The following is a 14,398-nucleotide window of genomic DNA, read 5'->3' as shown; positions in this document are numbered from 1 at the left end:
CCTTACAACGGTCGCACCTTCAGCTTGGTCAGGCGGTTTTCCCGCTTGGCCGCCACTTCGAACCGGAAGCCGTGAAAGCTGAAGGCCTGGCCCTCGTTGGGGATGGTCTGCGCCTCGTGGATCACCAGACCGGCCACGGTATTGGCCTCGTCGTCGGGCAGGCCCCAGTCCATCGCCCGGTTCAGGTCGCGGATGGTCATCGCGCCTTCGACGATGTAATCGCCATTCTCGGCGCGTTTCAGCACGGCATCAGCGGGCAGGTCGAACTCGTCGGTGATCTCTCCGACGATCTCTTCCAGAATATCCTCCAGCGTGATCAGCCCCTGCAGCGCGCCATATTCATCCACCACCAGTGCGAAATGCGTGCGGCGTTTCAGGAATTGCCGCATCTGTTCGTCCAGCGCCGTGGTTTCCGGCACGAAATAGGGCTTCATCGCCACTTTCAGAACGTCCAGCTCGCTGATCTGCGCCAGCCCGCCGTCCGAGCCGCGGATCAGCCGGTCCACCTCGCGCAGCAGATCCTTGGCATGGATCACGCCCAGGATGTTCTCGTCATCACCGCGGTAAACCGGCAGGCGGGTGTGCGGCGAGGCGAGGGCCTGGGTGATGATCTGGTCGGGTGTCAGGTCGGCGTCGATCATCTCGATCTGGCGGCGGTGCAGCATGATTTCCTCGACCGTGCGGTCGGAAAGGTCCAGCGCCCCCAGCAGCCGGTCGCGGTCTTCCTTTTCCACCGCCCCTTCGGAATGGCCCAGCGCGATGGCCCCGACAATCTCTTCGCGCAGCGCCAGGAACTTGGTCTCGGGGTCGGCCCGCACCCCCACCAGCCGCAGCAGGCCGCGCACCAGCGCCCGCACCAGCGTGACCAGCGGCGAGAACACCACGATCATCACCCGCACCAGCGGCGCCACCACCGAAGCGGCCTTTTCGGCATTGGTGATGGCATAGGTCTTGGGCAGCACCTCACCGAAGATCAGCACCATGGTGGTCATCACCAGCGTCGCCAGCGCCACACCGCTGTCGCCAAACAGCCGGGTCAGCAGCGCCGTCGCCAGCGAGGCGGCCAGAATGTTGACCACGTTGTTGCCCAAGAGCAGCGCGCCGATCATCCGCTCGCTGTCCTCGGTGACCTTCAGCGCGGCTTCGGCACCGCTGGAGCCGCGGTCGGCCTGGGCGCGCAGCTTGGCCCGCGAGGCGGCGGTGAGTGCGGTTTCCGAGCCGGAAAAGAACGCCGACATCGCCAGCAGGCAGCCGATCCCGGCAACGGTCAGCCAGAACGAGGTATCAAGTGCGGTGGCATCCATGGGGCAGGGGTCCAGTATGGGGCAAGGCGGCGGTTATGCGGCGGATAGCGGGAAAATTCAAGCGTTGCGGGGTTTGGCCAGCGGGTGATGCGTCAGCACCAGGTCTTTCAGGTGTTCGTCCAGCACATGCGTATAGATCTCGGTGGTGGCGATATCGGCATGGCCCAGCAGGGTCTGGATCACCCGCAGATCGGCACCACCGGCCAGCAGATGCGTGGCAAAGGCGTGGCGCAGGGTGTGCGGTGTCACTTTCGATGGGTCCACCCCGGCGCGCACCGCGATATCCTTGATCAGGGCATAGAACACCTCGCGCCCCAGATGGCCTGCGGCACTGCGGTTGGGAAAAAGATGCTTTGACGCCGGTTTGCCGGCCTTCACCGCCACCGCCTCGGCGGTATCGCGCTGCGCCAGCCAGTCGGCCAGTGCGGCGCGGGCAGGGGGGGACAGCGGTACCATGCGTTCCTTGCCGCCCTTGCCGCGCACCAGAATCATCCGCGGATCGCCGCGCACCGCCGCCACCGGCAGCCCCACCAGTTCGGAAACCCGCATGCCGGTGGCATACAAAAGCTCCAGCAAGGCGGCGTTGCGGGCCTGTTCGGCACCCGTGCGGCCCTTGTCGCGGGCGGCTTGCAGCAGGCGTTCCACTTCCGCAAGGCTCAGAACCTGCGGCAGGTGCTGCGCCTGCGCAGGGCCTTTCAGCCGCAAGGCCGGATTGTCGGCGCGCCAGCCCTCCTCGACGGCAAAGCGGTAAAGCTGGCGGATCGACGACAGGCGGCGCGCACGCGTGGCGGCGGCCAGCCCCTGCGCGCCGCAGAAGACCAGATAGGCCTCGACCGTGGCGCGGGAGGCTGTGGCGAAATCGCCGCCCTGACGCGCCAGCCAATCTGCGAAATCGGCCAGATCGCGCCCGTAACCCAGTTGGGTGTTGCGGGCAGCATCGCGTTCCGCCGCCGCCGCCGCCAGAAAGCCGGAAATCCAGCGGGCGGCCTCGGCGTCCATCAGCCGCGCCGCTCCAGCAGCATCAGCTCCAGCGCGGTGCGCCGCGCCACATCCTCCAGCCCGACATGGCGCAGCAGCGCCAGACCTTCGGTGACGCCGCGCAGATCGCCTTCAACACCGCGGCCGATGCGGTCGATGGCGGCCAGAACCGCCTCGCCCAGCCGGTCCTCGGCCAGCATGGCCAGCGCGTCGGCGGCAGGCTGCGGTTGCAGGAAGGCCGGGGCGATGGCGCGGGCCATGCTGTCGGGCGGGGCCACCCCTTGCAGACTGCCGCGCGCCAGACCGATCAGGAAGGCCTCGGTCGCATCGGCAGGCGCGCGCGCGCGGGCGGCCTGTTCATAGCGCGACGACAGCAGCGCCACCCGGAAGGCGATGGCCCCGGCCTCGCCCTCCAGCTGCATTTTCAGCAAGGCATCGGTGTAAAGCGTGGCAAACGGCACCTCCAGTTCGGCCTCGGCCATCTGCGCCCAGACCAGCGGCAGGTGCTGCGCCACCGCCGGCGCATCGGCCTTGGTCAAGGCGGCGTCAAAGCGCTGGAACGCCTCGACCCGGTCCCAGACCCCACCCGAGGCGGCGGGCGCGCCCAAAGTATAGATGCCCAGCAACTGGTTGGGGGCGATGGCCCCCACCCGCGCCAAGCGCTCGGCCGCCTCGATCTGCGCCTTCAACCCTGCAGTTTCGCTGAGGTCGGCGTTGGAAAACGCCAGCGGCAAGGGGGCGGTGGCCAGAGGCTGACCGATCGCCTCGAACAGCCGCCAGACCAGCGGCGTCGGCTTTTCAGGCTGCGGCAGGTCGGTGGCACCCTCGTCCAGCGTGGTATCCAGAAACCGGGTCAGCAGCACGGCTTCCGCCGGCGTGATCAGCGCCAGCGCCTTGCCGGTCTGCAAGGTCAGCGCTGCGGCGTTCCAGTCACCGGCCCGGGCCAGACAGAAGATCCGGGCGGTGAAGGTGGGGGCCAGATCGGGGGTGGCCTGCATCGCGGCGCAAGCCTGATCCTCGCTGCCCGTCAGCAACGCCACGTCAAAGGCCCGGCGGAACAGATCAACCGTGGCTGCACCCGAGGCTTGCAGCAAGGCCGCCGCCTGTTCCAGCGCGCCGATGTCCAACAGCTTGTCAATCCGCGTCAGCAGCAAGTCACCCTTGCCCCCGGCATCCACCGGCGGGTCGGCCTCGGCCAGCAGCAGCGTGATCAGCAGCGATTGCAGCGCCGGCAGCGCCTCGGCATGCTGGCGGGTGATCAGGGCTGCGATGTCGGCGGTGCGGCCCATGCCCCACAGCGCGCGTGGCAAGCCTGTCACCCGCGCGGGCAACAAACCCACCGCATCGGGGGCAGGGGCGTCCAGCACTGTCACCGTCACATCCTGCGGCAAGCCGTTCAGCGCCACCGCGGGTTCCGGCGGGGCAGTGCTCGCGGCAGGCGTTGCCACCGATTGCGACAGCCAGTCGATCGCCGACAGCGGCGCCTCGGCCCGTGCAGGGGCAGCCGCCAGCAGCGCCAGCGTTACCGCCACTTGCCAGGGGCCCGGCTTAATTGGCATCCAGCGTCACCGGCAGGCTGACCGGCGCCTGATCCGGGGTCAGATCGCCCAGATAGGCATAACCCGCCAGACCGATAAAGCCCAACACCGCCAGCCAGAGCAGCAGCTTGAAAAGCAGCTTGATGATCCGTCCCATGCCCGTCCGTCCTTTGCCTGCGCACCGCCTGTTGCCTTTGGCCCGCACCGGGTGCGAACCGCGGGTCTTGCGGATGTTTTATATATGGCATTTGCGCGAAGTTCACGCCATTCAGGATGCAAGGATACGGGACCGGCGTTGCATCGCCAAGGGCTTGTCGGGGGGAAGGGCCGCAACCATGGAACGGCTGGGCAAAACTGTGGTGCTGGTGGGTATGATGGGGGCGGGGAAATCCGCCGTCGGCACGCAACTGGCCAAGCTGCTGGGCGTGCCATTCCGCGATTCGGATGACGAGATCGTCAAGGCCGCGCAACGCTCGATCCCCGAGATTTTTGCCCGCGACGGCGAGCCGTTCTTTCGCGCCCGCGAAACCGAGGTGCTGGGGCGGCTGGTGCGGGGCGAGCCTTGCGTGCTGTCCACTGGTGGCGGCGCGTTTCTGGCACCGCAGAACCGGGCGCTGATCGGTGCGTCGGGCGTGTCGGTCTGGCTGCGCGCCGATCTGGAAACCCTGTGGCAGCGGGTGCGGCACAAGACCACACGGCCCTTGCTGCACACGCCGAACCCGCGCGAAACCCTGCGTTCCTTGCAGGCGGCCCGCGATCCGGTCTATGCGCTGGCCGATCTGGTGGTGGACAGCGCCCCCGATCTGCCGGTGGAAAAGATGGCGCTGCGGGTGATCGAGGCGTTGCGCGGGCGCGATGATGTTTTGGAAAGGACGGCATGAATGGGCGTTGATGTGGTGCCGGTGGCGCTGGGAGACCGGGCCTACGAGGTGCGGATCGGCGCCGGTCTGATCGACCGCGCCGGGGCCGAGATAGCACCCCTGCTGCGCCGCAAGAAGGTCGCGGTGATCACCGATGAAACCGTGGCCTCGCTGCATCTTCTGCGTCTGGCCGAGGCGTTCTCGGCGCAGGGCATCACCATGACCGCGCTGTCCCTGCCGCCGGGCGAGGCGACCAAGGGCTGGCCGCAATTTGCCCGCAGCGTCGAATGGCTGCTGGACTCCCAGGTGGAACGCCGCGACGTGGTGGTGGCCTTTGGTGGCGGCGTGGTGGGCGATCTGGTGGGCTTTGCCAGCGCCGTGCTGCGCCGCGGCGTGCGATTCGTGCAGATACCGACCACGCTGCTGTCGCAGGTCGATAGTTCCGTTGGTGGCAAGACCGGCATCAATACCGCGCAGGGCAAGAACCTGGTCGGCGCCTTTCACCAGCCCAGCCTGGTGCTGGCCGATATCGACGTGCTGGACACGCTGCCCGCCCGCGACTTTCTGGCAGGCTATGGCGAGGTGGTGAAATACGGGCTTCTGGGCGATGCCGCGTTCTTCGACTGGCTGGAGGTCAACGGCCCGTCCTTGCGCCGCGATGCCGGGTTGCGCCAGCATGCCGTGGTCCGCTCGGTGCAGATGAAGGCCGAGATCGTGGCGCGCGACGAGCACGAGGAGGGGGACCGGGCGCTTTTGAACCTTGGCCACACCTTCTGCCATGCGCTGGAGAAGGCCACCGGCTATTCCGACCGGCTGCTGCATGGCGAGGGCGTGGCGATCGGCTGTGCTTTGGCCTTTGAACTCAGCCAGCGGCTGGGGCTTTGCGCGCAGGAAGCCCCAAGCCGGGTGCGGGCGCATCTGAAGGCGATGGGCACCAAGGTCGATATCGCAGATATTCCGGGCGATCTGCCCGGTGCCGAGGCGCTGCTGGGGCTGATGGCGCAGGACAAGAAGGTGATCGACGGCACGCTGCGCTTCATTCTGGCGCGCGGCATCGGTCAGGCGTTTGTCACCAGTGAGGTGCCGGGCGAGATGGTGAAATCGCTGCTGGTCGAGGCGCTGCGCGGACGGTGAAGGCGCGCCTCAGAACAGCAGCTTGTAGCTGTTCCCCAGCGTGTCGGTGGCGGTGCCTCTTTGGGTGCACGATCCGGTGACGAACCGGCCCAAGTCGCGGATGGTCAGCGACAGACCGCGCTGGTGAGAGGTAACGCGCGGAAAACTGAAGATTGCGCGGTCCAACATAGTGATCCATTCGTAAAGGATGTGGTTGGTGAATTGCAAGAACTTAGTGGAATCGGCGGGCCATTCGTGTGAAAGCCGGGCGTCTATCGTTAATGGCATCCAAGACTAACAACTATGTCAATAGGAACACCGCGATGACTGCGACCAACGACGCAGACCTGGCTCTCGAACGATCAACTGAACGCTGGCTCAAAGCTGCAGTCGAAAATATTCGACAGGATTTTCCAAACCTAATCCACTCAGTAGGCATGCCGCGCTGGAGTGAAGATTCCGAAGGAGGGTTTGTCCGGCTCCCGTTTTTCGTAACCTACAGATATGACAAGCTTGATGATCTCATATTTGACCGAAATAACGAGTGGTCGGATCTGGAACGTGCAGCCAATGCCCATGGCAACTTGATGAGACATGTGAACATCCTTATTGGCACCGGAGTTGGAATGATGCGCCGGTATTCCCTGAGGGAACTTTTTCAAACGATTCTTCCAAATCCTACGACAAATGGCGAAATGGCATTTCTCGATACAATGATGGATTTCGAGCGGCGCGCTCAGGAATTCGTTTGTGTCGTAAACTTAGAAACGGTGAAACGAAAGGTGATATGGCCGATCGCTGGAATTTCCACGATCAATACCATTGCTCTAGATAGCTTGACGGAGTTCAGAGAACTGACAGCAGAAGAAAAATTGACATGCTTGAACGTGGGCATAATCTCGCCTTGGCGAGAAGGCCGCGCTGACAGAAGTCAGTCGAGATGGTTTGGCCTCTGTATTACTAGCGATGAACAGAAAATATATGGCGATTCTCCGTATTCGTTTGCGCGAATTAATCAATACAGTTCCAGCGTTGAGCAATATCTTGAAGATTTTCTTACGATTACCCCACTTGCCGCAGATAGAATTGCCTTTCATGCGGGAGGCTTTCACTCGCCGCCTAGGTTTGAAGCAGGTGGCATTTTTGACGGGGGTGGAACTGTTAGCAGTTCGAGTTTAACGAATGGGTTTCGATTTTCTCTCGGAGAAGAGGTATTACCTCTATCAGAGGATGAAGTGAAGCACCTCGTTAGCTACTGGTCTCAGATAACGTGCAAAAAACTAGGAAAATACCACAAGCGAGTCATCAACGCATCGCGACGTCTTTACTATGCGGAGACGCGTGCAAAATCGGAAGATGTGTTGATCGATTGCATGATCGCGGCAGAATCTCTGTATCTTGATGACGACAAAAGCGAATTGCGCTATCGTTTATCCTTAAATGCGGCACTTTGGTTCGAAGGTTCAGATCAAGAAAAGACCACAGTTTTCTCAGCGTTTAGAAAAGCATATGATCTCCGAAGCAAGATTGTTCACGGATCAGACGTCGCCGCCGAAAAAATCACATCATCGATTAATGAAATTAAACCGATTATAAGAGATGGAATTAGAAAGGCACTGAAGCAACTTCAGACTTCCCAAGCAGCGCCGGAATGGAATTCCATGATCTTCAATAGTGAAAAATAACATTCTGTTTCTCTGATGTTTCTGATGGGAACGAGGGGTATCTTCGGCGGTTGCAGGCTTGGGAAGCGAGGAGGGGGCGGTAGCTTCTTCTGGTATGGGGGTAAGGAGGAGCAGGGGGTGGTGATCATTGCACCTCTAATTGCCCTTTATCCTCCATTACTTATACCTTTTCCCCCGCCAGAGGAACGATCACAGACTGGGGCACCGTTTGCGGCATTCGTGCTATCCGGTTGCCCCCCGCCTCAGAACAGCAGCTTGTAGCTGTTGCCCAGCGTGTCGGTGGCGGTGCCGGTGCCGCTTTGAGTGCCGGAACCAGAGATGAAGCGGCCCTGCACCCGCGTGCCATCGTCGCAGATGGCATAGATTTCGCCGTTGTTCACCCCGCCGACATCCGCGGTCTGGTTGCTGTATTTCCCCCCCAGGCCCCGGATCGACAGCGACAGCCCGCGCTGCTGCGAGGTGACGCGCGGCACCACGCTGGACCAGGTGCCCTCGCATTTGCTGCGGTTGGGGTCGGGCAGCCGGAAGCTGATCCGCCCCGAGGTGTCGCTGTCGTTTTTCGAACGGATGGCGATCACCTGCGCCGGATTGGCCGCCGCAATCGGGCCTTCCAGCGGATAAAGCCGGAAATTGCCGTCCGAGGTGCAAGCTGCCAGCGTCAGCAGCGATAACAGCGCGAAGGGCAGGGGCAGCGTCACGGGCGAACCTCTCGGCAAAATCGTCAACCCATTGGCTTCGCAGCCAATAAAGCCGCGCTGCACCGCTGACGATACAGGAATTTGGCTGGGGCGGGAGGATTCGAACCTCCGAATGGCGGTACCAAAAACCGCTGCCTTACCACTTGGCGACGCCCCAACCGTGGGCCGGTGTTTAGCGAAGCGGCATCCGGGCCGCAAGAGGCAAAACGCGCAAAAATCCATGCCCCGGGCGGCGTTGCCTCAGGCGCGCGGGCAGGGTAGTCAGGGGGATGCAAAGCTGTGACGTGGTGATCCTTGGGGCCGGGGCGGCCGGCATGTACTGCGCGATCGAGGCCGGTCGGCGCGGTCGCCGCGTGCTGGTAATCGACCACGCGCAAGCAGCGGGCGAGAAGATCCGCATCTCGGGCGGGGGCAAGTGCAACTTCACCAATCTTGGCATCGCCCCGGACCGGTTTCTGTCGCAAAATCCGCGGTTTGCGCTGTCGGCGCTGAAACGCTTCACCGCGCGGGATTTCATCGCACGCCTTGATGCGGCGGGTCTGGGCTGGCAGGAGCGCAGCCTTGGCCAGTTGTTTTTGACCGGGCCCGCCACGCAGCTGGTGGCGCATCTCGCCGCCGACATGGCCCGCGCCGGGGTGGAGATGTGGCTGGGCTGCGGTCTGGGCGCGGTGCGGCGCGAGGGTGCCGGGTTCGTGGTGGAAACCCAGCGCGGGCCGGTGTGGGCGGCTTCGGTGGTGGTGGCGACGGGGGGCAAGTCGATCCCGCTGATGGGGGCCACCGGCTATGGCTATGGGGTGGCGGAAAGCTTCGGGCTGCGGCTGGTGGAGACCCGGCCGGCACTGGTGCCGCTGACCTTTGCGGCGCAGGATCTGGCGGTGCTGAAGCCGCTGGCGGGGATCGCGGTGGCGGGCCGCGCCACGGTCGGCAAGGTGGGGTTTGACGAGGCGGTGCTGTTCACCCATCGCGGCCTGTCGGGCCCGGCAATCCTGCAGATCAGTTCCTATTTTCGCGAGGGTGACACGATCCGGCTGGACCTGGCGCGCGGTCGCGAGGTGGCGGCGGAGTTGCGGGCGTTGCGCGGGCAGGCCGGGCGGATCGCCTTGCGCACCGCGCTGGCGCAGATGCTGCCGGAAAAGCTGGCCCGGCATATCGAGGCGCTGTCGGGCGTTACCGGCACGCTGGCCGATCAGTCGAACGTGGTGCTGGACCGGGTGGCGGCGCTGGTACAGGACTGGCATCTGAAGCCGGTCGGCAGCGAGGGCTACCGCACCGCCGAGGTGACACTGGGCGGCGTGAACACCGACGATCTGGATAGCCGCAGCATGGAAGCCCGTGCCGTGCCGGGGCTGTATTTCATCGGTGAGGTGGTGGACGTCACCGGCTGGCTGGGGGGGTACAATTTCCAATGGGCCTGGTCGTCGGGCTGGGCGGCGGGGCAAGCGGCTTAGCGGGATCGCTGTTTCCTATAATCAATAAAGTGAAATGTAGAGCGCCGCCACGCAATATATCGCGGGAGGCGCAGAATTGTGCCCTTTCGGTCACACGAGGGACCACAGGTAGTGGTCCAACGAGAGAACAAGAGAGCAACAAATAATGTTGCATAATGTAAAGGGAACCCCTGCGTTGACCAAGGTCGATCCGCCTAAAGGCCCCAATACATAGACACCCCTTTTTTCAGGGTGGATTATCAACCCCCCTTGCGCAGCGCCCCCCAATCTTGGGGGGCTGCGCTAAGAGAAGGACGGGAGAGCACCAAAGCCAGCGCGCGCGTGGCGAACGGGCGAGCCGTGCTGACTGGCGAGAAGGTGCGAGACCGTCAGAGACAGAGGGAAGGGGCTAAGCGACGCCCCTTCCCATGCGGGACACCCCCGCTAAAGCGGGGACCCCCGTCGCGCAGCGGGCTTTGCCGTAGGCAGCCCTTAAAGCAGTTGCTGAGATGAAAAGAAGGATCAGGATTTTTTGCACCACGGCACAAAAGGCCGCCCGCCACCACTACCCGAGGTATCGGCCGGACGAAATTTACAGGTCTTCGACCTTTCCCGGCCCGATGTATCCTGAACCGGCGTATCCGCCGGGTGGGAGCGGTCGGGCGAACTCGGAACCTCGTTTGATACAGTAAGCGTTGGCTCGAAAGAGCGCACCGGTCGGCGTTTCTTGCCGTTCTTCGACGGCGGCGAAGCCTTCAAGGGCGCGATATCGGTAAACACCGATTGTTTCGCCGTTTTCCCGGTCGAAAATTCTTTCGACGCCAAGCGTTTTGAGGATTTGCTCGGAAAGCTGCCCGAGGCAGTTTTCGCAAGGGAGAAGGTTTGCACAGACCCGATGGAAGTCACGTTGCCCGGCATCAAACGCGTGTTTGTGTTGCCGCTGGGCAAGATGCCGTTCAAATTGTTCAACGTCCTGCCGGACGGTTTGCGCTTCCGTGACATTGTTAAGAACCTCCAAATCTTTTTCATTTTCGGCGCAAGACGCCAGGAGCGCGGCCCACTGCGGCGCATTAGCGCCCGTGGACCATAAAGCGCGCTGGTTCAGCGCGACGAGGCCCCAAAGAAGCTTTTCCCGGAAAAGCCCGTTTGGATGCCAGTATCCAGACATTCCGGGCACGGTAAGCTGGACAGAAGGAAGGACGCCGCCAGAGGCTTCAAGCCCTTCCAAATACGCATAGAGCCAAGCCTCACCTATGGCGGGCCGTTTGCTCATGCGGAAGAGACCAGTTGCGAAATTCTCGGTTTTGGACTCGCGCATGGTTTCATGCGACTTTTCCACAGTGAACTGGTCTTTAAGACAGTAAGAAAGGACATAGTGCATCCCGCCTTCGTCCGCTTCTTGGAAGGTCACGTAGCCATGGCCCCAAAGGGTCCAATCAAGCCGCCGCTCGTCTTTGCCGACCGTCAGCATATCAAACCGTTCGGTCAGGAGACCTTTGACAGGTTTCACCCTTTTACGTTCCTCAGGGCGGCGCTTGGGAAACCCCTGCACCTTACCGAGCGTGGTAATATCCACGCCGGAATAAATGACCAGATGCCAGTGACAGCGCCCATTCCGGTCGCCTTGTTCACCGGCACAGAGGAACCGCACTTTCGCTGTGGGGTCCGCATAGCGCACCGCAGCAGCCAGCCTTTTGATGAAGGCGCGCACGTCCGCATATTGAAACATACGGGCAGCGTCGCGGTTTTCTTGGGTTTCTTCGTTGTAGGTCAACGCCAGCACCAGCGTATGCGGATGTAGGGACTTTTCCGCCATCGCGCGCGCGATCCATGACGCGCGCCGGACCGAGATACATTGATCACAGGTCCGGCAGGCGAAAGTATTGCCATCGCGCGTTATAGGTCGGGTGCACATTGTCTTTCTTTCTGTCTTTAAGTGTATGCTGGAACAAGGAGCATAAGAGCCGCCGCCCCTCTGAAGAGGGGCGGCGGCAAGGCTCAGGGGAGCCAGTCGGACGTTTCGACTTTGAAGCCGGGGCAGAGTTTCGGGGCGTAATCATTATGCCCCGAAACCTTTGTGATGCCGCGCTCGCGAAGTCCGTCGAGCAGCAAAAGAAGGGTTTGGGCTTGCGCCTCGGTAAAGTATTCCGAGAACAAGCCCATGCGCTCGATCTCTTGACTTTCGATCAGGAGAAAGCCGAGTGTCCCGGCATTGTGGCCGATAGTATGAGCACCGATCATATCGAACGGACGGCCTTTATAGAACACGCCCTCAGGCGTGATCAGGCCGTGATACCCAAAGCCGTTTTTCCAGCCCTTTTCCTTGTGCCATCGGTTGATGATGGAAAAGATTTGAAAGGCGCCCATCCCGGCGAATTGGCCGGTCTTGATGGCGGCACAGTGAAGGATGACCTCACGCACCTCATGGCGCGCTTTCCCTTGGTAAAACATGATTTGCCTCTTTGAAGTGACCGCCAGCGGTCACGATGTAGGACCGTTCAAATTGAACGAAACCCGAGATTTCCGAGACTTGCACATTATAGGTGCGCGCCACGATACGAACGGCGATGGAGACCGCAGCCCAAAAGTCGTCGGGAGCATCTTCCCCCTTTTCATGATGAACGATGCAAAAGGAAAAGGAACCGACCGAGTCGGCCTTAGCGGGCCAGCCATGTTTCACGAGCAGTTTCACGACGACCGCAGAGAGATAGACGGCGGGCCCCCGATCCTTGGGAACCCGCCAGACCCGCTTGATATATTGCCTACTCGACAAGCGGCTCTTCCTTGGACTGCGGCGTTTCAACCGGCGCTTCCGGCACGCGCTCGATAGAGCCCAGGGCGCGCTCGCGCGCCTCAAGGCGATTGGTTGCGGCCTGCATCTTGTTCAGAGTGAGGCGCAATTCCTTTTCCATGCGGGAGGCCGAGGTCGGTTTGAACACCGGGTTTGCACCGCTGTCATGCGAACCAGCGCCATAGCGCTGGACGCCGTAGCCCGACCGAGGCGGGATGATGACAAGATCACCCATCGGTTCAAGCGTTGCGCCAGGAGGGCACATTTCCAGATAGGGACCGAGACGCTCACGCCCCTTGGAGACGGCGACCTCAAAGAGGTTTTCGCCATCGGCGGAGACATACCGAACCGTTCCGCCCTTGGCGGAGACGACCCACGACTTGGGGTTTTCGCTGAACATCACGGTGCATCCTCAAAAATGTCGGCGGTTTCGATGATTGCCAATTCCTCGACAGGCGTCGGCCCGAAAATCATCGGGGTCCGCAAGACGAGATTGGACGAGACGGTGTAGGTGCAAACCTCTGCGTTCTGATCAGCAAAGGGGAAATGGTCGAGCGACGCCGGATACAGGATGTTTTCCGGCGTGACCGACATAGGGATTTCCAGTTGCCAAACCGCCGTCTTGTTTTCGACGGTGGCAGGATCAAGCCGCCGCGACAGGCCATAATGAACGTAGGTTGCCTTGAGAGCGTTCAGACCGGTATAGAAAAGGACAGTGGCCTCTTGCGCTTGTGCGCAATCGGCATCCATTTCCCGGACGGTAACCGGAACCGGATCAAGCGCCAATTCATCCGCCACGAAATTGTCGAGCCCCCAAACATCCGAAAGGATCGGATGCGGTTGCGCCGAGATGGTTTCATCGGGCTTAACCGTGCAGAAGGTAACGATGATACCGCCCAATTCAGTGGAGGGAACCGGCACGGTAAACCCCATGGTCACGGCCATATCGGAACGGATGACGTCATCCTGAACGCCGGTCGTATCGGTCGCGCCCACAATGTTGCGCCCGAAAGTAACGGTTTTTTCCGCCAGAAGGATGGGCATCCGACCCGGATCGACGGAGAGACCATGCGCCCAGCGCAGGATCATTTCATCGCCATATTCCGGATTTTCATCCGCAATTTCCCGCATGGTACGAACAAGGCGATCTTGCGTTTGAGCATTGTAAAAATCGACCAAATTCACAGCGCCGGCAGTGGCACCATTCAACTTGGCCGTCACATGCGGCACCATGGAAGCACCAATGCCAGTTTTTTCAAAGCCAACCGTCAACTGTTGCGTGTGCACAGCGTCAAGCGTGGACCAATTGCCATCTTGCCGCCAAACCGCGCTTTGCGTGGCCGGAGCGCCGGTAAAGCGAATACCCTCCACGGGAAGGACCATATTAGGGATTTGCAGAGCAACCGCACCGTTCACCCTATCCTCGGGGTCGAGGACGCCGTTCATCCGGTCAAGGACCGTTTGGGCGATCAAGGCAGGCGTGATAGCGGTATTGCTATGCAGCAGAACCGCCGCCTTCGAATATTTCCGCTGACGCAGGAAATTCACGGCGGCGTTGTGTGCGATGCGCACGGCTTGGTTGACACGAGCGACCCCCGTAATCCGACGCGGATTAACACCGCAAGCTTTCGAAATGTCGCTTTCGGCCTCAGTGACGAACAGCGGATTGCCGGTCAGAAGCTTTTCCCGAATGACATCCGTCATCCCGGAATAAGCGTTTTCCGGCGAAATGATTGCGTCGATTGCCTGAACCGACACAAAAACGGAATACATCTCGGCGGTAATCGGCGTGATCAGCCGACCGGCAATGGGATCAAGCTCCAGCGTCACATTTTGCGAGAGCAAACCGCCTTCGCTACCGCGCACGGCAGTTGCCAAGACCGGAAACAACTTGCCGCCGCGAAAACGCCCAACAAGGGTGCGACTTTCGCGCCGCGTGTTGCGAGTGGATTGATAATTTTTCAAGACTTACGTCCTTTCAGTTTGATGATGGTGGAGCCGATT

15 protein-coding genes and 1 tRNA gene are annotated in these 14,398 nt (G+C 61.5%); 4 read left to right on the top strand and 12 right to left on the bottom strand.

Going from position 1 to position 14,398, the window contains the following annotated elements:
• Nucleotides 1-2: 2 nt before the first annotated feature.
• The 4 genes from RSW2DRAFT_RS05490 to RSW2DRAFT_RS17875 are packed head-to-tail and all read right to left on the bottom strand — an operon-like array spanning nucleotide 3 to nucleotide 3,977.
• The gene (locus tag RSW2DRAFT_RS05490; RefSeq protein ID WP_008028870.1) at nucleotides 3-1,304 is read right to left on the bottom strand and encodes an HlyC/CorC family transporter; all 1,302 of its coding nucleotides are present in this window, start codon (nucleotides 1,302-1,304) and stop codon (nucleotides 3-5) included.
• Between the two features lie 57 nt (nucleotides 1,305-1,361).
• Complete coding sequence (locus RSW2DRAFT_RS05485) at nucleotides 1,362-2,303, bottom strand: site-specific tyrosine recombinase XerD (protein WP_008028868.1); 942 nt, start codon at nucleotides 2,301-2,303, stop codon at nucleotides 1,362-1,364.
• Nucleotides 2,303-3,841: a hypothetical protein gene (locus RSW2DRAFT_RS05480; RefSeq protein ID WP_008028866.1), complete on the bottom strand. Its 1,539-nt coding sequence runs from the start codon at nucleotides 3,839-3,841 to the stop codon at nucleotides 2,303-2,305. The genes RSW2DRAFT_RS05485 and RSW2DRAFT_RS05480 overlap by 1 nt, the downstream gene beginning before the upstream one ends.
• Complete coding sequence (locus tag RSW2DRAFT_RS17875) at nucleotides 3,831-3,977, bottom strand: hypothetical protein (protein WP_008028864.1); 147 nt, start codon at nucleotides 3,975-3,977, stop codon at nucleotides 3,831-3,833. The genes RSW2DRAFT_RS05480 and RSW2DRAFT_RS17875 overlap by 11 nt, the downstream gene beginning before the upstream one ends.
• A gap of 178 nt (nucleotides 3,978-4,155) precedes the next feature.
• Here RSW2DRAFT_RS17875 and RSW2DRAFT_RS17870 point away from each other — a divergent pair, with 178 nt between their 5' ends.
• The gene (locus tag RSW2DRAFT_RS17870) at nucleotides 4,156-4,701 is read left to right on the top strand and encodes a shikimate kinase (RefSeq protein WP_008028862.1); all 546 of its coding nucleotides are present in this window, start codon (nucleotides 4,156-4,158) and stop codon (nucleotides 4,699-4,701) included.
• A complete protein-coding gene (aroB, locus tag RSW2DRAFT_RS05470; RefSeq protein ID WP_008028860.1) occupies nucleotides 4,702-5,814 on the top strand; it encodes a 3-dehydroquinate synthase in 1,113 nt (370 codons plus the stop codon). It abuts the gene before it with no gap.
• 9 nt (nucleotides 5,815-5,823) lie between these two features.
• Here the strand turns inward: aroB and RSW2DRAFT_RS05465 are convergent, their stop codons facing one another.
• Nucleotides 5,824-5,979 (bottom strand): hypothetical protein, encoded by a 156-nt coding sequence (locus RSW2DRAFT_RS05465; RefSeq protein ID WP_198008072.1) that lies wholly within the window; start codon nucleotides 5,977-5,979, stop codon nucleotides 5,824-5,826.
• 137 nt (nucleotides 5,980-6,116) lie between these two features.
• On the opposite strand from RSW2DRAFT_RS05465, the gene RSW2DRAFT_RS17865 reads away from it, so the two are divergent.
• A complete protein-coding gene (locus tag RSW2DRAFT_RS17865; protein ID WP_008028856.1) occupies nucleotides 6,117-7,478 on the top strand; it encodes a HEPN domain-containing protein in 1,362 nt (453 codons plus the stop codon).
• A 242-nt stretch (nucleotides 7,479-7,720) separates the two neighbouring features.
• On the opposite strand, the gene RSW2DRAFT_RS05460 is transcribed toward RSW2DRAFT_RS17865, so the two are convergent.
• Together RSW2DRAFT_RS05460 and RSW2DRAFT_RS05455 are read right to left on the bottom strand one after the other, a co-directional pair.
• Nucleotides 7,721-8,176, bottom strand: a complete 456-nt coding sequence (locus RSW2DRAFT_RS05460; RefSeq protein ID WP_008028853.1) for a hypothetical protein — start codon at nucleotides 8,174-8,176, stop codon at nucleotides 7,721-7,723.
• An 82-nt stretch (nucleotides 8,177-8,258) separates the two neighbouring features.
• Nucleotides 8,259-8,333, bottom strand: a tRNA-Gln gene (locus RSW2DRAFT_RS05455).
• A gap of 112 nt (nucleotides 8,334-8,445) precedes the next feature.
• Between RSW2DRAFT_RS05455 and RSW2DRAFT_RS05450 the strand changes: the two genes are divergently transcribed.
• Entirely contained in the window at nucleotides 8,446-9,624 is a 1,179-nt protein-coding gene (locus RSW2DRAFT_RS05450; RefSeq protein ID WP_008028852.1) for a BaiN/RdsA family NAD(P)/FAD-dependent oxidoreductase, read from the top strand.
• Nucleotides 9,625-10,195: 571 nt separating this feature from the next.
• Here RSW2DRAFT_RS05450 and RSW2DRAFT_RS17860 read toward each other — a convergent pair.
• From RSW2DRAFT_RS17860 to RSW2DRAFT_RS05425, 5 genes are all read right to left on the bottom strand, one after another.
• Nucleotides 10,196-11,419, bottom strand: coding sequence for a rolling circle replication-associated protein (locus tag RSW2DRAFT_RS17860; protein WP_008028850.1), 1,224 nt, complete (start codon nucleotides 11,417-11,419; stop codon nucleotides 10,196-10,198).
• Between the two features lie 182 nt (nucleotides 11,420-11,601).
• Entirely contained in the window at nucleotides 11,602-12,054 is a 453-nt protein-coding gene (locus RSW2DRAFT_RS05435) for an N-acetylmuramoyl-L-alanine amidase (protein WP_008028848.1), read from the bottom strand.
• Nucleotides 12,026-12,295 (bottom strand): hypothetical protein, encoded by a 270-nt coding sequence (locus RSW2DRAFT_RS17855; protein WP_232209650.1) that lies wholly within the window; start codon nucleotides 12,293-12,295, stop codon nucleotides 12,026-12,028. The genes RSW2DRAFT_RS05435 and RSW2DRAFT_RS17855 overlap by 29 nt, the downstream gene beginning before the upstream one ends.
• Before the next feature lie 70 nt (nucleotides 12,296-12,365).
• Complete coding sequence (locus RSW2DRAFT_RS05430) at nucleotides 12,366-12,794, bottom strand: hypothetical protein (RefSeq protein WP_008028845.1); 429 nt, start codon at nucleotides 12,792-12,794, stop codon at nucleotides 12,366-12,368.
• Nucleotides 12,794-14,359, bottom strand: a complete 1,566-nt coding sequence (locus RSW2DRAFT_RS05425; RefSeq protein WP_008028842.1) for a hypothetical protein — start codon at nucleotides 14,357-14,359, stop codon at nucleotides 12,794-12,796. Before RSW2DRAFT_RS05425 ends, RSW2DRAFT_RS05430 begins: the two co-directional genes overlap by 1 nt.
• Between the last annotated feature and the right edge of the window lie 39 nt (nucleotides 14,360-14,398).

This window comes from Rhodobacter ferrooxidans, assembly GCF_000176015.1.
Classification (GTDB): domain Bacteria; phylum Pseudomonadota; class Alphaproteobacteria; order Rhodobacterales; family Rhodobacteraceae; genus Pseudorhodobacter_B; species Pseudorhodobacter_B ferrooxidans.
The sequence above is the reverse complement of the archived record's forward strand: the minus strand, read 5'-3'. Positions and strand labels throughout refer to the sequence as shown.